We start from the raw sequence: 18,157 nt of genomic DNA on the forward strand, positions 1-18,157 counted from the left end.
AAGAAGGGGGTTAGCAATGAATGCATATCCCCTTTCCTTTTAAAAGATTATTGTATTTTTCGTACAGGAGGTAAAACGATTGGTAAAACATAAAGAAAAAGCAGATTTAGTGATTATTAACGCAAATGAAGTTTTAACCTGTACAGGTGATCAAGCAGATTCAATTGGAATAATAACAAATGGTTGGGTCGCAATCCGTGGAGAAAAAATTATTGCTGTAGGTTCAAAAGAAGAAGTGAATCAACATATTGATTTCGAGCAAGCAGAGATAATTGATGCGACTGGTAAAGTGGTCGCACCTGGATTCGTTGATAGTCATACTCATACTGTATTTGGTGGTTCACGTGTGAAAGAATATGCAGCAAAAATGACCACTTCAGATCCAGCAGAGTTGAAGCGAAGAGGAATAGAAACTGGGGTTATGGTTTCTGTCAATAAAACGAGGAATGCAACTAGAGAAGAACTCTATGAAACTACCCAACAAAAAGTTAGACGCATGCTTGAAGCAGGGACTACTACAGTTGAGGTGAAAAGTGGATACGGTTTAAGTACAAAAGATGAATTAAGAATCTTAGAAGTCGCTGCAGAAGTGAATGCAAACTCAGATATTGATATTGTAAATACGTTTTTGGGCGCTCATGGATGGCCGACGGATATGACAAAAGAGCAGTATATTGACTTGATAATAGAAGAAATGATTCCTGAAGTACAAAGGCGTAATCTTGCAACTTTTCATGATGTTTGGATTGAAGATTCTCATTTTGATGTGGAAGATACGATCCGTTTACTTGAAGCTGGGGAAAAAGCTGGGCTCAAATCAAAAGTTCATACAGATGCCTACTCTTATATTGGTGGTTCAGATCTTGCAGCAGAAATGAAAGTTGTCTCAGCAGATCACCTTAATTACACGCCACCCCATGTAATGAAAAAAATGGCCGAAGCCGGCGTAATTGGTGTTCTAATGCCTACATTGGATTTTGCAGTTGCTCACAAACGCCCTTTTGATGCAAGAACAATGATAGATTCTGGTTTAACAGTGGCATTAGCTACGAACCTAAATCCGGGTAACTGGACTGATTCCATGCAATTTGTAATGGTCCTCGCATGTAGATTATATGGTATGTCTCCAGAGGAAGCTATTCGCGCGGCTACTATTAATGGTGCAAAATCATTATTACTTGATAATGATCGTGGATCCATCGAAAAAGGAAAACTAGCAGATATTCAAATATGGGATATTCCAACATATGAGCATGTAATTTATCGTCTTGGAAGTAATGTAGTAGAACGAGTTATAAAAAAAGGAAAGACTGTCGTAAGTCGAAATTATTGAGGGAAGGGTGAAGACATTGGCAAGCGGAAATAAAACGGCCATCATGATAAATGAAAAACGTCTATTAGATAGTTTCCTAGAATTAGCAAAAATCAATGCTCCTAGTGGAAATGAAGAACCAATGGCTCAATACTTAGTTCCATTACTAGAGGAATTGGGCTTTTCTATAAAATTCGATGAGGCACATAAGGAGTTTGGCGGAAACTGTGGAAACTTAATAGCTTGGTGGGAAGGTACAGATTCTAGTGTTGAGCCACTATTTTTATCGACACATATGGATACAGTGTTGCCGACAGAAGGGTTAAAACCAATCATAAAAGATGGGGTTATTTATTCAGATGGAACCACTATACTTGGAGCGGACGACCGTGCAGCACTAGCGGCTTACATTGAAGGTATAAGGGTTATTCAAGAGACTGGTACCCCATGCGGCCCAGTTGAGTTGATATTAACGGTAAATGAACAACCTGGTCTAGTCGGTGCAAAATATATGGATTATTCGTTGGTGAAAAGTAAGAAAGGCTTCATTTTTGATAGTACCGGTGATATTGGTCAGATTATTTTGCAAGGCCCATATAGCAGTAGAATTTACTGTGAAATTAAAGGAAGAGACTCTCATATCGGCTTAAATCCGGAAGATGGAATCAATGCCTTTCTTATTGCAGCAGATGCATTGAAAAATATGAAACTTGGCAAGGTTAATGATCAAGTTTTAGCGAACATTGGAGTTATTAAGGGCGGAACGATGTCTTCTATCATTCCAGGTGAAGTAGAACTAATTGGAGAAGTTAGAAGTTTTGATAAAGAAGGACTAGAAAATCAGTTGGAGCACATGAAGGAAGCTGTTGAAATGGCAGCAGAACAATATAAGGGAAGTGCAACGGTTAGATTTGAAAAGAAGTATTTAGGTTTTAATATTCCACTAGAACATGAAATAGCAAAAACAGCTCTAGTTGCAGCAGATGAAATTGGGGTTAGTAAATATACCACTCAAACACTTGGCGGGGCAGATACAAATGTTCTAAACGAAAATGGATTGGAATGTCTAACATTAGGTAACGGGTTTAAGAATCTTCATACTTTCCAAGAACATATTAGTGTGGAAAACCTAATGAATGGTGGAAGATATGCTGCAGCTCTTATAAAAGAATGGTATGAATCACACAAATAAAACATTGGTGTGTGTTCAAAACGTTAATTATAAATTTCCGCAAGTCAACATTTTTCTGATAACAGTTTATGTTAATAGAATTAATTAGGGACTTGGTCTTTTCACAAACTTCCAAACCCCTTGAACAAACTACTACCAGCATAAACTAGGATTTTGGTTTGTTTTAAAGTTAGCCAAAATCCTAGGCCTCTATCCAGAGTTATCTGTTATGATTGAAAAGTATGAAAAATTAGATATATCTATCGGATAGTTAATGGTAGAGTCTATTTAACTCAAAGGATATGATATCTCTAAAATTCGCATTCGTACTTATATTTGTAAGTCTATTACTAGCTTGAGGGAGGAGACATAATGTCATTAGATCACGTAATTTACTTAGATGGGGAAACCTTAGGTCGTACAGAAATTGAACAGATTGCTAATAGAAATGCTAAGGTTGAAATTGCAGAAAAGAGCTTAGAAAAAGTAATAGCAAGTCGCTCTCGAATTGAAAAACAGATTAATGAAGGTAAGGTTATATATGGAGTAAACACAGGGTTCGGTAAACTAAGTGATATTGAAATTAAAAAGAGTGATATTGAAAAGTTACAATTGAATCTTCTTCGTGCAGATGCAGTAGGTGTTGGTGAGCCTTTACCTACAGAAGTGGTAAGAGCCATAATGACCTTGCGATCAAATGCATTAATTAAGGGATTTTCAGGAATAAGGGTGGAAACATTAAATTTATTAATCAACATGATAAACAAAGGTGTTCACCCAGTTATACCTTGTAAAGGTTCAGTTGGTGCAAGTGGAGATCTGGCTCCATTAGCACATATGGCAATCGTGTTAATCGGAGAAGGAAAAGCTGAATATGAGGGAAAAGTGTATCCGGGTGCAGAAGCATTAAAAATGGCTGGCCTAGAACCTGTTAGTCTTCAGGCTAAGGAAGGTCTTGCTTTAATTAATGGGACCCAGGTGATGACTGGTGTTGGAGCAATTGCTCTTAATGAAGCAGAACGTTTAGGTATGGCTGCAGATATGTCAGCATGCTTAACGATTGAAGCTTTACAAGGGGTTATTTCAGCTTTTGATCCTGCTCTAATAGCAGTTCGTCCTCATCCAGAACTTGAAAACGTAGCTTCTAGGATACGTTCATGGCTAGAGGGGAGTAAGCGTACTACCGTTCAGGGAGAAATTAGAATGCAAGATGCCTACTCTATCCGTTGTATTCCACAGGTACATGGGGCATCGTGGCAAACATTCAAACATGTGGATAAAATATTGGCGATTGAGTTTAACTCAACCACGGATAATCCTATCGTTTTGGAAGATGGAAGGGTCCTTTCAGGTGGTCATTTTCATGGTCAACCGATTGCTCTAGCAATGGACCATTTGAAAATTGCTGCCGCTGAGTGGGCAAACATAGCTGAACGAAGAATAGAGAGACTTGTAAATCCACAATTAAGTGGTATCTCACCGTTTCTAGCAAATGATCCAGGTTTAGAATGTGGATTGATGGTAGCTCAATATGCCGCAGCAGCCCTAGTATCTGAAAATAAAGTTTTAGCACACCCTTCTAGTGTTGATTCAATTCCTACATCTGCAAACCAAGAAGACCACGTCAGCATGGGTACAATTGGTTCAAGACAGGCACGTGAAATGATTCATAATTCAGCTAGGGTCATCGCAATTGAAATGATTTGTGCTTCCCAAGCTATATATTTACAAAAGGTTGAAGATCAATTAGCTCCTACAACTAAAGAATACCTTGAGAAGATCCGTCAGATTTGTCCGCCACTTGAAAGTGACCGTGACATTTCAGACCAAATTCAAGAACTGGCTACATTTATTTTAACGGACCAGAGTTTTCAGTAGGTTTTTATGAATGAAGTATGGGATTTTCCATACTTCCCCCTTCAAACTCAACCTGAAATACTTCACTTAAGAGGAGGGTTTAGTTTTTAAAACTAAAAGGTGGGTGAATATATGATTCTCTTAAATCCTGTTGTTGTTTCCGTTTTAGTATTAGCAGTTTTATGTCTATTCAGAGTCCATGTTATTTTTGCTTTAATCATTTCTGCAATTGTTGCTGGGTTATTGGGAAAACTCTCAATAACTGAAACGGTTAGTACACTGATTGGAGGTATGGGCGGACAATCCGAGACGGCGCTTAGTTATATTTTACTTGGAGTATTCGCTGTAATGATAGCGCTTTCAGGTATATTGGAAAAGTTGGTAAAGTTAATTCTTACCAAGATTAAAGGAAAAACACTGTTGCTATTGTTCTTAATTGCTGGTTTAACTAACATCTCAGGTAATTTAATTCCTGTACACATAGCATTTATTCCAATTTTAATTCCACCTCTTTTGATTCTATTTAATCGACTTAAGATTGACCGTCGTGCTGTAGCATCTGCATTAACATTTGGATTGAAATTTAATTATTTAATTATTCCAGCAGGATATGGGCTTATTTTTCACGGTATAATAGCAACTGAAATGACGAATAATGGTATGCCAATTTCTGTAGGACAAATACCTATAGCAATGTTAATACCTGCATTAGGTATGGTTGTTGGTGTCATTATCGCAATTTTATTTAGCTATAGAAAACAACGGAATTATAAGGATGCAGTAATTGTGGAGAAGGAAGAACATAAAACTGAAGAAAGTGCAGCAACTATAGAGCAATCGGAAAGCAAGTTCGAAAAGAAACATATTTTCACCTTATTAGCAATTGTTGCAGCATTTGTATGTCAACTTATATTTGGTTCAATGGTTGCAGGGGCAATAGCGGGTATTGCTATCATGTTTATCTCACGTGTTGTATTATTAAAAGATGGAGAAAAAGTAGTTCAAGATGGAATGCATATGATGGGGGCAATTGCATTTGTAATGCTTATTGCATCAGGCTATGCAACGGTATTAAAAGAAACTGGTTCAGTAGAACAACTAGTAAATGGAGTAAGTTCATGGTTTGATGGAGGTAGTCAAATGATAGCAGCATTTATGTTGCTATTAGTGGGACTTTTCATCACGATGGGGATAGGAACTTCATTTGGTACAGTACCAATTATTGCAGCTGTATTTGTACCTTTATGTGCTGCTCTGGGATTCAGTCCGCTTGCAACAGCAGCCCTTATCGGAACCGCAGGCGCACTTGGAGATGCTGGGTCTCCTGCATCTGATAGTACTCTTGGACCAACAGCGGGTCTGAATGCGGACGGACAACACGATCATATTTGGGATACGTGTGTGCCTACATTTATTCACTTTAATATACCATTACTTATTTTCGGAACGATAGCCGCTGTGGTACTATAATACTTCATACTTTATTCGTTTGCTTTTACTACTTTCTATTATAAAATTACTCTAAATTAACAGGGTGTCCAAACTGGACACCCTTAATTTATTATTTATCCAAGAAGAACAAACTCAATTCTGGTACGAAACTAATTATGATGATGTCGATAATTAGTATAATCAAGAATGGAATAATTGCCCGAACGATTTTTTCCAATCGTAGGTTTGCGATATTGGACGCTACGAAAAGGTTAATACCAACTGGTGGTGTAATGAAACCAATCGCAAGGTTTACAACCATGATGATCCCGAAATGAACGGGGTCAATGCCAACAGCTGTAGTAACTGGAAGCAAGATTGGGGCCATGATGATAATCGCAGCAGATGTTTCCAAGAATGTACCTACAATTAAAAGGATTACGTTAATGATAATTAAAACAATAATTGGATTATCAGAGATTGCGAGTAACGCATTTGTAATTGACAGTGGGATTTGTTCCCTTGTTAAAATAAATCCAAAGATCGATGCACATGAAATGATAAACATAATAACCGCCGATGTAACAGCTGATTGAATAAAAACCTCAGGAAGGTCCTTCCACTTAATTTCCTTGTAGATAAACAGACCAACAATTAATCCATAAACAACAGCGACAACGGAGGCTTCGGTTGGAGTAAACACTCCACCATAAATACCGCCAAGAATGATAACCGGCATCAAAATCGCAAGAATGGCTCTGTTAAAGGATGTGAAAATCTCTTTACCTGAACTTTTTTCTTCTTTACCGTACCCGCGTTTTCTAGAAATAAAGTACGCAACTAGAATTAAAGAAATACCAACAAAAATACCAGGCAAGATTCCAGCGATGAATAAATCACTGATTGATGCCCCAGCGATAACACCAAATAAGATCATTGGTACGCTTGGAGGAATCATAACACCGATTGTTCCACCTGCTGCTTGAATCGCAGTAGAGAAGCTTTTATCATAGCCTTTTTGAACCATTGCTGGAATCATGATAGCTCCAACTGCTGCTGTTGTTGCCGCACCAGATCCTGAAATAGCTGCAAAGAACATACATGTTACAACGGAAACCATTGCTAAGCCACCATGCATTCTTCCAACGATCGTCATTGCAAAATCTACGAGTCTTTTAGAAATCCCTCCAACCTCCATTAACTTACCTGCAAGGATAAAGAAGGGAACTGCCATCAATGTAAACGAGTCTGTTGATGTAAACATTTTTTGAACAACAACCATTAATGGAACATTATCTTGAACCATGAGCACAATCATAGAAGCGAGTCCCAGAGCAACTGCGATTGGTACATTAATGAAGAAAAGGACGATTAATATCCCAAATAATAACCAAGCCATTAGTTCTTCGCCTCCTTTTTCCATTCAGTAATTACGACATAAAGTAGATTGATAATAAAAAGAACACTTGATATCGGAATTACTGTATAGATATATCCCATCGGTATTTGAAGAACAGGAGACTTCTGAATCATGCTTCGGCCGATAAAGTCGAAACTGTGGACGATAATCTGCCAAAAGAAAAAGATAACAAGAATCGAAATAACTACATTTAGCACTTTTTTTACGGTTGGACCGAAAGCGTCATAGAGAATTTCAACCCCAGGGTGTGCTTTTACACTCATTCCATAACCTGCTCCCAGGAACGTCGTCCACACGAGTAAGTAACGTCCTAATTCTTCTGTCCATGCCAAGGGCTGTTCAAGAACGAAACGGAAGAGCACTTGTAAAAAGACAACGACTACCAATAAAAAAAATAGGATGATCAGTATCCATTTAAAAAATCCGTTTATAAAATCTACTATCTTTTTAATCACCTGTATTTCCCCTTATGGTAAAAAAACTTGGATTGTGCTAGGCACTCACCAAGTTTTTTTATTTAGATTAATTTCCGTTTAAGATTGCTTCGATGTTTTCTTTACCAAAGTCTTTTTCGTACTTTTCATATACAGACTGAATTGCGTCACGGAATGGTTGTACATCAACATCTTCGATAACTTCCATACCCGCATCTTTTACTACCTGTAAAGAATCAGTGTCAGCTTTTGTGCTAAGTTCACGAACTTTATCACCCGCAATTTTTGCTTCTTCCTTAAGAATATCTTGGTAATCAGCTGGAAGTGTATCAAAAACAGATTTACTGAACAATACAACTGCCGGTGAGTAAATATGTCCTGTTAATGTCATGTATGTTTGGTTAGCATCATAAAGCTTGTACGTATCTGCAATGATTAATGGATTTTCTTGTGCATCAACAACGCCTTGTTGTAGAGCCGTTAAAGCTTCGTTCCATGCCATTGGTGTTGGTTGAGCGCCAAGAGCATTGAACGCATCTAAGTGAATTTGGTTTTCTTGTGTACGAATCTTTAATCCTTTTAAGTCTTCAGGCTTTGTGATTGGGTGTTTGCTATTTGTGATGTGGCGGAAACCATTTTCAGCCCAAGCAAGACCCACAAGTCCAACATCTTCCATACCAGCTAATAGATCTTGACCAACTTGTCCATCAAGTACGCTGTATGCATGTTCTCTAGATTCAAATAAGAATGGTAAATCAACGATTCCAATTTGTGGATAGAAGTTTGCAATTGGAGCTGTTGATGAAATTGACATATCAGCAGTTCCAAGTGTCAGTGCTTCTGTTAGTTCTCTCTCTGCACCTAATTGGTTAAGTGGAAAAATTTCGATTGTAACTTTTCCATCAGTACGTTCTTTCACATTTTCAGCTAAATCTAGTAATGCAAGATGATAAGGATGTTCTTCTGTTTGAGAGTGTCCTGCTTTAATTGTGTATGTTTTTCCTTCGTCTTTAGCGCCATCAGATTTTGATTCGCCTTCGCTACTGGATTCATTACCTCCACATGCTGCTAAAACTAAAGCAAACACGAGGAAGAGTACCATCCAGGAAAGTTTTCTACCTTTCATGATAAAGCCCCCTATTTTCAGAAAATTTTATACGATATTGAACATTATAACATCTTTTTAACATTTTTCTACAATATTTTGTGTTTTTTGATAATTTTTTTAATGAAAGCGTTAAAGGGAGACAGGATTTCTACATTTTTTTCTAACAATGAAGCTTCCACGAATTTCATTATCTTCAATAATAGTTAATACTTTTACAACCTTCACAACGTGTAATTATGTCTATATAATCTATCCATTGATTTGGCTGACTAGGGTATATGGGGGTGCATAGAATTATAGGACTAAAATACTGAATTTATCGAAATTTTAATACAGGATATTATATTTGTATATCTTTTCCAAGGCTTGATTGGGGGAAGGCAGATTGTAGGTGGATTGGGTGGTTGGGGGGATGAAGGACCCGGACGAGAAGGAGGAAGCAAGCTAAAGTCCTTCAAGCGGTCGATGAAGGCCCGAGCGAGGAGGAGGAAGCAAGCTAAAGTCCTTCATCCGGTCTATGAAGGCCCGAACGGGATGGAGGATCCAGAAAAAAGTCCTTCATCTCTAAACACCAACAAAAAAAGGGAATCGTCGCCAAACGATTCCCTTTCCTGTTATTTACCAAGGCTTTGTAGATATTCAACTAATGCATCAATTTGATTATCGTCCAAGGTGTCCTTAAATGGAGGCATTCCGGCACTACCATTTTTAATTTGATTAATTAAAGCTTCTCGATCTTGGAGCATTTCACTCTTCTGTAAGTTTGGTCCATTGTGACCGCCTTCACCGTTGTCACCGTGACATGCCAAGCAGTTGTTTTTGTAAATGTCTGCGCCCTCATGTGCAGTTGATTTATCACTTTCTTCTGCATCTTGCTTCTTATCGGTAGCGGCAGGATCATTTGCTGTTGGTGAAACGTTGATTTTATCTTCAGGTATATCTTCTAGGGATGCATATGCACCTTCTAGTGAGAAGGTGTAGATTTTATCACCATGTGTTGTTCCTGCAAGTGAGTTACCTGCAGCAAAAATTGTAATATATTGCTTACCATCAATTTCATATGTGATAGGAGGTGCGTTTGCGCCTGCATCCATTTTAAATTCCCATAATTCGTTTCCGTTCGTTGCGTCGAAAGCGATTATTCGACCATCGTTATGACCAGCAAACAAGAGATCACCTTTTGTAGTCAATAGGCCACTATAAGCAATCGTATCCCAATGTTTCTGCCAAACAATTTTGTTCGTTTTAATATCCATTGCAGTTACGACACCACGGCCAGGAGCCCCGTTTACCGGTTGCCATACACTACCAAGCCAAACTTCGCCTTCTTTGTAATTGTTCGCCTCATCACCTTCACGATGTGAGTATGAGAAATACGTATCATTCGCTAGTAAATAGAAAAGCTCAGTATTTGGGTTGTAAGCTGATGGTGGCCAGTTTGCTCCACCTTGTGGTGACGGTTTTAATGTAACAAACTCATCCCAGAACGGTGTGAAAATTGGACCGATTTTACCTTTCCAATCGCTAGGGAAATCCTTTTTAACATCTTCTTCTGTAACTCCTTGTGGAATAAAATTATCTCCAACCGGGAACGGCTGAGTTGCCGCTGTTTTTTGTCTTTCATCCTGTGGTACCGGTTTTTCTTCAATACCGACAAGTGGTTCACCGTTAGTTCTGTCCAATATGTAGAGCCAGCCAGTTTTTCCAGCTTGTGCAATACCTTTTCTCATTTTGCCTTCCATTTCCACATCAAATAAAACGACAGGGTTTGGTGCATCGTAATCCCAAATATCATGATGCACTTCTTGGAAATGCCATTTGTATTCACCGGTTTTTGCATCTAGTGCAAGTACGGAATCGGCAAATAAATTGTCACCTTCTCGAGTACTTCCGTCAAGGTCAGCAGATGGATTACCAGTTGAGAGATAGAGAATTCCTAACTCTGGGTCAATAGCAGGGGTTTGCCATACAGCTGCTCCGCCTCTTTTCCAAGCATCAGTGTCTTGTGGCCATGTATCATGTCCGACCTCATCTGGTCCAGGAACTGTATGGGTTTTCCAAACTTCTTTACCCTTATCAGCATCAAATGCAGCAACGAAACCACGGATTCCATATTCACCTCCAGCAACTCCTGTATATACTAATCCATCAAAATAAAGAGGGGCACTAGTGATGTTATATCCTTTTTCCCAATCCTCAACCTTCGTTTCCCAAACAAGTTCGCCTGTTTTTTGATCTAATGCAACTAGTCTTGCATCTAAAAGTCCAACAAAGACTTTTCCATCTCCTAATCCAACACCACGACTTGTCCATCCACAGCAGACCGTATCTAAGTTTGCTGCTAATTCAGGGCGGTATTCCCAAATTAATTCACCAGTTCTTGCATCAATTGCTTGAACATCGTCAGCACCGGTAATGGTGAACATAACCCCATCATAGACAATGGGAGTTGCTTCTCCTGAATATTTAAATTCATAACCTGAGCCGAGACTTGTGACCCATTCAGCTTTTAAGCCTTTTATATTGGATTTGTTGATTTTGTCTAGTGGAGAGTACCTGCCATTGAAGATATTCCCACCATGTGTAATCCAATCTCCTGTAGGTGCGGCCGTCAAATCCTCTGCTGAGAATTTTGGCGCAATTTTTCCAGGGTAATCCTTGTGTTGTACTGAAAAATGCTTATCTTTGTCTACTTTCTGATTTTCTTTTTCTTGGTTTTCGACTCCTTGCTCAGCTTGTTCTTCTTCGCCGATATTATTTGAAATCATGACACCAGCCCCGATGGCAATTACAACAAGCAGGACAACAATAATCCATCCAAACCTTTTCATCTCGAAAAACTCCTTTCCATTGTGATAATGGTGATAATTGCTAAAAAGTTTCTTATAATTTGCCCTCCTTCAAAAAAAATAATCCAATTTATTAACTTAAAAGTAGAGAATTTCGCAGTTTATGGTATTATTCAAAAAATAGTAGGGGGATTTCTCTTAAAATTTTGTAAGCATGATTCTTGTCATGTTACTTAATGTATGTTAGTTTTAAGTTATGTAACATTAGCAGGGGGATATCGATGGAATTTGTCGATCCAATTAAGGACGTAAATAAAATCAATGAAATTAAGGAAGTGCTTAAAAAGCAGTCCCAACGAGACTTATTATTTTTTGTATTTGGAATTAACACCGGATTAAAGGTTAGTGATTTACTTTCATTACGTGTTGCAGACGTATGGGATGAATCTGGAATGAAGGATTTCCTCTATATAAATGACATAACAAGTGGGGAAGTAAAAGCTTTCTATTTAAATAATGTGATAAAAAATGAACTGACTGAGTATTTACGCTCACAAGAATATGAAGGCAGTGATTTTTTATTTAAATCAAAGAAGGATAATTTTCCAATTTCTAGACAGCAGGCTTACCGAATTATTAATCATGCTGCTAAAGAGGTGGGGGTTTCTGGGAAGATTGGAACGCATACTCTCAGGAAAACATTTGGCTATCATGCCTACCTAAAAGGAATCGCGATTTCGATATTGATGGATATCTATAACCATCATTCACCTTCCGAAACATTCAAATATATCGGAATCAATAATGAAGAGAAGCAATTAGTGAAAGTGGACGTAAACCTATAAGTCTTATCACAACAAAAAAACTCCGCTCAATAGCGGAGTGGTTATAAAAAGTCATCATCGTCGTCTAAGTTTGTGTTCATTTCTACATTTGTAAAATCGGAAACGATATCCTCTTTCACTTGGACCTGTAATGTCTTCTGGTCTTTCATAAATTTAAAAATTCCATTATTAAAGTCTGTGCCGAATTCTTTAAAGAAGATACCTTCAAAAAGGACATCTTTTGTATGTTTAAAGATGAGGCGGTATACGTTACCCTCTTGGATTAGATATGCACGAACACCTTTGTCAAAATGGCCTTCAGTGTTTTTAAGGTAACGGGCAACAGAGATGATATGAAGATCTACAAAAGGAATTTCTCTTAACAATGAATTGATAATTGAACCTTTTGCGATTTGTTCCCAACGACTTTGTGCGGTTTGGCCAAGAATTATTTGGGTAACATTTTTCTCTCTTGCAACATCTGCGATTACTTTTGAGATGGGTCTTTTTTCATTGTCCTTGATAATAAACGCATCCGCACTATGTTGGTCAGCTAACTCTTTCCATCTTTCTATGTAGCTAACCTTTTCTGGGTCGAGATCATCGAAAGGCTTTGGATCAACAGTTAAGATATAAAGTGGACAATCTAGCATATTTGCAATCTTGCAACCACGTTGGATGAGACGTTCACCATTTGGGCCATAATATACACAGACAAGGATACTCTCGTCCATTCGCTCTTTTATCAATTTCATTTTACTCACCTCGAAGTTGATGTGAAATCATTGGCCTAGCCAACTTCCGTTTCATAAATAACAAGTAAATAAGGAACTACTAAAGGATAAACCCTTTATTTAGCTGGGCTTACATTTATCACACCACCTATTAAAATTCACTTAGCTAGTTGAATCCGATTTTTGAGCAAATTGAGGCAACGGCTAAGCTATATTCCAGTAGGAATTTAAACAGCTACTGATTACAAAAGTTATTAAAAAATGTTCTTTAATTTATAAACTATGTATGACTATATCGCATGCTACAAAATGAGTCAATCCATTCAGCCATTTTGTAAAAATCATCCACTAAGGAGGCGATTCCAATGTATTGGTTCCATTTTTTAATCATGCTACCATTTATTTTCGCCGTGTTTGTTCCTATATTATATAAGAAGTTTTGTCCTCGCATTCATACGGGCTGGTTCGTGTTCTTGGTGCCACTCCTGATTTTTGTTTATTTTATTACATTTATTCCCGATATTGCCAATGGGAATACCATTATTACAAGCCTTCCTTGGATACCTTCCTATGATATTAATTTTACTACCTATATCGATGGATTAGGGTTAATGTTTGGATTACTAATTACGGGTATTGGTGCATTGGTTATTTTATATTCCATTTTTTACTTATCAAAAGAACGTGAAGCACTTCATAACTTTTACGTGTATTTACTGATGTTCATGGGAGCCATGCTTGGCTTAGTATTTTCTGATAATATTTTTGTTTTGTATGTCTTTTGGGAACTAACAAGTGTATCTTCTTTCCTATTAATTGCGTACTGGTATGAACGTGAGAAGTCACGCTATGGTGCACAAAAATCTATGCTAATTACGATTTTTGGTGGATTAGCGATGCTTGCGGGTCTTGTTATGATTTCAAGTAGCTCGGGAACCTATAGCATTCGTGAAATGTTGTTGAATACTGATGCGATAACATCGAGCGCCTTATTCGTACCAGCGATGGTATTAATTTTACTAGGTGCGTTTACAAAATCCGCTCAATTTCCGTTTAGTATTTGGCTCCCAGATGCAATGGAAGCTCCGACCCCCATTAGTGCCTATTTACATTCAGCCACAATGGTTAAAGCAGGTATCTATTTAGTTGCACGATTAACTCCTGTTTTTGGTGGCTCATCTGTATGGTTTTGGCTTGTTACGGGTGTTGGTTTAATTACATTGCTGTATGGATCTGTTAATGCGGTACGACAGACAGATTTAAAAGCATTATTGGCATACTCAACGATTAGTCAATTAGGCTTGATCATGAGTCTTCTTGGTCTCGGGTCGGCTGCGATGTATTTCGGTTTGGGGGATGAAACAGCTATTTACGGCACAGCCGTCTTTGCAGCTCTGTTTCATTTGCTGAATCACTCGACTTTTAAAGGGAGTCTTTTTATGGTAGTCGGGATTATCGACCATGAAACGGGGACTCGTGATATTCGAAGGTTGGGTGGTCTTATACATCTCATGCCTATTTCCTTTACGCTAATGGTGATAGGTGCCTTTTCAATGGCTGGACTGCCGCCTTTTAATGGATTCTTAAGTAAGGAAATGTTTTTTGCAGCGGTTAATAATGCGGCAAAAATGGACTTTTTTAACATGGGAACAATTGGAGTATTCATTCCTATTATCGCCTGGATCGCCAGTGTTTTTACATTTATCTACTGTATGATTCTTGTATTTAAAACATTTAGAGGGAAATATAAGCTCGACAATGACCGAGTTGTTCATGAAGCGCCACTTGGAATGTTACTATCACCGATTATTTTAGGGTCACTTGTGATTCTCGGTTTCTTTTTCCCAAATCTGATTTCACAGTATTTATTAAAGCCGTCGTTAACTTCTGTATTGCCGATGCTTGCTGAGGCAGATGTGGTGAAGTTAAAAATAACTGCGTGGCACGGTTGGAATCAGGAACTTTGGATGACAATCGGGGTAGTTGTTCTTGGAACTATTCTTTATCTCAATATAAGAAAATGGTACCGGGTTTACAAGTTCTACCCACAGTCATTAACAATCAACCATATATATAATCTTGCTTTAAATAAATTGGAACAGATATATGGTTCAATTACAAACTTTTATATGACAGGTTTTATTCGAGATTATCTAGTTTATATCTTTGGCTTCATGATCATCGTTGTCGGGGGATCAATCTGGTTATTCGATGGGATTTCCTTTGATTCATCAAATGATAACCCGGCTACACTATTTGAAATCGCGATTATGATTGTTTCGGTCGTTTCAGCTGTCACCGTTCTATTTTCAAAATCGAGAATTACATCGATTGTTGCAGTGGGAGCACTAGGATACTTAGTGGCATTTTTCTTTGTCTTATTCCGCGCACCAGATCTAGCTTTGACTCAACTGGTTGTGGAAACCGTCACAACCGCTCTTTTCCTATTATGTTTCTATCACTTACCGCAATTGCGAAAAGAAATTAGTCGAGTCCCGTTCAAGGTAACGAATGCGGTCATAGCTATTGGGTCAGGGGTAGTCGTAACAATAGTGGCATTATCTGTGAACGGAAATCGTTTATTTGATTCGATTTCAAGCTACTATGAAAATGCCTATGAACTTGCAGGAGCCAAAAATATCGTCAATGCAATTCTTGTTGATTTCCGTGGGATTGATACAATGCTCGAGATTCTGGTGTTAACCATAGCAGGTTTAGGAGTTTATTCATTAATAAAGCTACGTTTAGCAAAGGAGGGTTCAGATGAAAGAGCCGAATGATGTCATTATAAGAAGTATCACTAAGATTGCGGTTATTATTATTTTTACATTTGCAATCAACTTGTTTATTTCTGGTCATCACCATCCGGGCGGTGGTTTCATAGGAGGCTTGACCTTTTCAGCCGGCTTGGTCCTTCTGTTCCTGACCTTTGATATAGAAACGGTTCGTAAAAACTTGCCCCTCGATTTTAAAGTGGTTGCTGCGGTGGGTGTGTTAATTGCAGTCGGCACAGGGGTTGGTAGCATGCTATTTGATGAGCCGTTTTTAACCCAAACATTTGGATATATTGAGCTCCCTGTTTTCGGAGAAACGGAGCTTGCTTCAGCGGTTTTGTTTGATGTAGGTGTCGCCTTGGCGGTCATTGGAACATCACTCACAATTATTATGAGTATAGGTGATGATCGATAATGGAAACATTAATGTCTATTCTTGTCGGGATTTTATTTGCAATCGGAGTTTATCTCATCTTAACGAAAACTTTATTACGAATCATATTAGGAACATCTATAATCGGCCATAGTGTGAACTTACTTATTATTACAATGGGGGGCCTCGAAAAGGGTGGACCTCCGTTGCTGGGAATAAAGGGATTATCCTATGTAGATTCATTACCACAGGCTCTTCTTTTAACCGCAATCGTCATCAACTTTGCGACAACAGCATTATTTTTAGTGCTAAGTTACCGTGCATATAAAGTTTTAGGCACGGACGATACTAGAAGCTTGAGAGGTAAAAACGATGGGTAATTTAGTCATTTTCCCAATAATCATCCCTATTATTATTGGGATGATCATGGTTATTTTTAGAAAAAATATCGTGCTGCAGAGGGCGCTCAGTCTTGTTGCAGTCGTAAGTATATTTGTGGTTTCTTTGATGCTGATGCAACAAATAAAAATAGATGGAATTCAGGTTCTCCAGTTAGGTGGATGGGAAGCACCATTTGGTGTAAGTATGGTTGCCGACATGCTGGCTGTAATCTTGGTGATGGTCACTAGCATAGTGGCATTCTGTTGCCTCATTTATGCCTTTTACACAATTGGAAAGGACCGAGAACTGTTTTATTTTTATCCGCTCTTTTTATTTTTAATTACAGGGGTTAATGGTTCCTTCCTTACAGGGGATATTTTTAACTTATTCGTATGTTTTGAAGTCATGCTTGTTTCATCCTATGTCTTGATTTCCTTGGGTGGCACGAAAATACAGCTTAGGGAATCTATCAAATATATATTAGTTAACCTGATTTCTTCCTTCTTATTTTTAGTGGCAGTTGCCTACTTATATGCGATGACAGGTACATTGAATATGGCACATCTTTCAGTTCGCATTGCCGAGGTCGGCCAAGACGGTGTTATGACGACAGTCGCGATTTTATTTTTGATTGTGTTTAGTTTAAAGGCCGGCCTGTTTCTATTCTTTTGGTTACCGGGTTCATACAGTGCACCACCGACAGCAATTGCTGCTATTTTTGCAGCACTGTTAACAAAGGTTGGAATTTATTCGATTATGAGAGTATTCACGCTTGTGTTTTACCATGAGCCAGAGGTGACACATCTATTAATCGGTATTTTAGCAGCTATTACGATGTTGCTTGGAGCCTTTGGGGCGGTGGCCTATTGGGATATTCAAAGGATCATAACGTACAATGTGGTCGTGGGAGTTGGCTTTATTTTAGCAGGGGTTGCATCGTTAACTGCTGAAGGGATTACAGGATCTATTTATTACTTAATCCACGATATGATTGTAAAGGCACTTATCTTTCTTTTAGGCGGAACAATTATTTATCTGACAGGAACTAGTAATTTAAGAGAATTCAGTGGACTAATGCGACTACAGCCAAAATTCGGTTGGATGTTCTTCATTGCAGCTTTGTCACTTGGAGGATTACCACCCCTTAGTGGATTCTTAGGAAAAATATTTATTACAGAAGGTACCTTCGCAACAGGCTATTACTGGCTTGGTGGAATTGGCTTACTCACGAGTTTAATGGTTCTTTACTCAGTTATGAAAATTTTTATGAACGGATTTTGGGGTTATACTGACGTTCCAGAAGAAAGCGAAACAAAATCTTTAAAAGGATTGTTATTACCGATGGGCATTCTTACAGGCTTGACGATTGCGCTTGGATTAGGGACGCAAGGGATTAGTGAGTATGTTGATCTTGCGGTTGAAGTGATTATGAATCCAACTATCTATATTGAGGCGGTTTTGGGTAGTGCCTTTATAGAATAAGTTTTTTTGAGCGTAAATAGACTTGTTTTGAAAAATCCCATGGTTATTCTTTATCTAAGAAAGGGGT

14 protein-coding genes are annotated in these 18,157 nt (G+C 38.2%); 9 read left to right on the forward strand and 5 right to left on the reverse strand.

What is annotated here, in order from left to right:
* The first annotated feature begins 79 nt into the window (after positions 1–79).
* The 4 genes from hutI (at position 80) to ACFSFW_RS12180 (ending at position 5,810) form a co-directional block, all read left to right on the forward strand.
* Positions 80–1,333: an imidazolonepropionase gene (gene hutI / locus ACFSFW_RS12165; protein WP_388038600.1), complete on the forward strand. Its 1,254-nt coding sequence runs from the start codon at positions 80–82 to the stop codon at positions 1,331–1,333.
* Between the two features lie 16 nt (positions 1,334–1,349).
* Positions 1,350–2,504 (forward strand): M20/M25/M40 family metallo-hydrolase, encoded by a 1,155-nt coding sequence (locus ACFSFW_RS12170; protein WP_388038603.1) that lies wholly within the window; start codon positions 1,350–1,352, stop codon positions 2,502–2,504.
* A gap of 351 nt (positions 2,505–2,855) precedes the next feature.
* The gene (gene hutH, locus ACFSFW_RS12175) at positions 2,856–4,361 is read left to right on the forward strand and encodes a histidine ammonia-lyase (protein WP_388038605.1); all 1,506 of its coding nucleotides are present in this window, start codon (positions 2,856–2,858) and stop codon (positions 4,359–4,361) included.
* 111 nt (positions 4,362–4,472) lie between these two features.
* Positions 4,473–5,810 carry a Na+/H+ antiporter family protein gene (locus ACFSFW_RS12180; protein ID WP_099354333.1) on the forward strand — a complete coding sequence of 446 codons (1,338 nt, stop codon included), beginning with the start codon at positions 4,473–4,475 and terminating at the stop codon, positions 5,808–5,810.
* Between the two features lie 91 nt (positions 5,811–5,901).
* On the opposite strand, the gene ACFSFW_RS12185 is transcribed toward ACFSFW_RS12180, so the two are convergent.
* From ACFSFW_RS12185 to ACFSFW_RS12200, 4 genes are all read right to left on the reverse strand, one after another.
* Positions 5,902–7,170, reverse strand: coding sequence for a TRAP transporter large permease (locus ACFSFW_RS12185; protein ID WP_304218195.1), 1,269 nt, complete (start codon positions 7,168–7,170; stop codon positions 5,902–5,904).
* Positions 7,170–7,646: a TRAP transporter small permease gene (locus ACFSFW_RS12190; RefSeq protein WP_245864199.1), complete on the reverse strand. Its 477-nt coding sequence runs from the start codon at positions 7,644–7,646 to the stop codon at positions 7,170–7,172. Before ACFSFW_RS12190 ends, ACFSFW_RS12185 begins: the two co-directional genes overlap by 1 nt.
* Positions 7,647–7,713: 67 nt before the next feature.
* A complete protein-coding gene (locus ACFSFW_RS12195; protein ID WP_304218123.1) occupies positions 7,714–8,751 on the reverse strand; it encodes a TRAP transporter substrate-binding protein in 1,038 nt (345 codons plus the stop codon).
* 596 nt (positions 8,752–9,347) lie between these two features.
* The gene (locus ACFSFW_RS12200; RefSeq protein WP_388038611.1) at positions 9,348–11,564 is read right to left on the reverse strand and encodes an outer membrane protein assembly factor BamB family protein; all 2,217 of its coding nucleotides are present in this window, start codon (positions 11,562–11,564) and stop codon (positions 9,348–9,350) included.
* Positions 11,565–11,803: 239 nt separating this feature from the next.
* Here ACFSFW_RS12200 and ACFSFW_RS12205 point away from each other — a divergent pair, with 239 nt between their 5' ends.
* Positions 11,804–12,367, forward strand: coding sequence for a tyrosine-type recombinase/integrase (locus ACFSFW_RS12205; RefSeq protein ID WP_304218118.1), 564 nt, complete (start codon positions 11,804–11,806; stop codon positions 12,365–12,367).
* A gap of 41 nt (positions 12,368–12,408) precedes the next feature.
* On the opposite strand, the gene ACFSFW_RS12210 is transcribed toward ACFSFW_RS12205, so the two are convergent.
* On the reverse strand, positions 12,409–13,101 hold the full coding sequence (locus ACFSFW_RS12210) for a universal stress protein (RefSeq protein WP_304218115.1): 693 nt from the start codon (positions 13,099–13,101) through the stop codon (positions 12,409–12,411).
* A gap of 344 nt (positions 13,102–13,445) precedes the next feature.
* On the opposite strand from ACFSFW_RS12210, the gene ACFSFW_RS12215 reads away from it, so the two are divergent.
* The 4 genes from ACFSFW_RS12215 to ACFSFW_RS12230 are packed head-to-tail and all read left to right on the forward strand — an operon-like array spanning position 13,446 to position 18,090.
* The gene (locus tag ACFSFW_RS12215) at positions 13,446–15,860 is read left to right on the forward strand and encodes a Na+/H+ antiporter subunit A (RefSeq protein ID WP_388038615.1); all 2,415 of its coding nucleotides are present in this window, start codon (positions 13,446–13,448) and stop codon (positions 15,858–15,860) included.
* Entirely contained in the window at positions 15,844–16,269 is a 426-nt protein-coding gene (locus ACFSFW_RS12220; protein ID WP_099354326.1) for a Na(+)/H(+) antiporter subunit B, read from the forward strand. The genes ACFSFW_RS12215 and ACFSFW_RS12220 overlap by 17 nt, the downstream gene beginning before the upstream one ends.
* Positions 16,269–16,607, forward strand: a complete 339-nt coding sequence (locus ACFSFW_RS12225) for a Na(+)/H(+) antiporter subunit C (RefSeq protein WP_304218109.1) — start codon at positions 16,269–16,271, stop codon at positions 16,605–16,607. Before ACFSFW_RS12220 ends, ACFSFW_RS12225 begins: the two co-directional genes overlap by 1 nt.
* Positions 16,600–18,090 (forward strand): Na+/H+ antiporter subunit D, encoded by a 1,491-nt coding sequence (locus ACFSFW_RS12230; protein WP_304218106.1) that lies wholly within the window; start codon positions 16,600–16,602, stop codon positions 18,088–18,090. Before ACFSFW_RS12225 ends, ACFSFW_RS12230 begins: the two co-directional genes overlap by 8 nt.
* Positions 18,091–18,157 lie beyond the last annotated feature (67 nt).

The sequence above is a fragment of the Ferdinandcohnia salidurans genome (genome assembly GCF_042680725.1).
Taxonomy (GTDB): domain Bacteria; phylum Bacillota; class Bacilli; order Bacillales; family Bacillaceae_L; genus Ferdinandcohnia; species Ferdinandcohnia salidurans.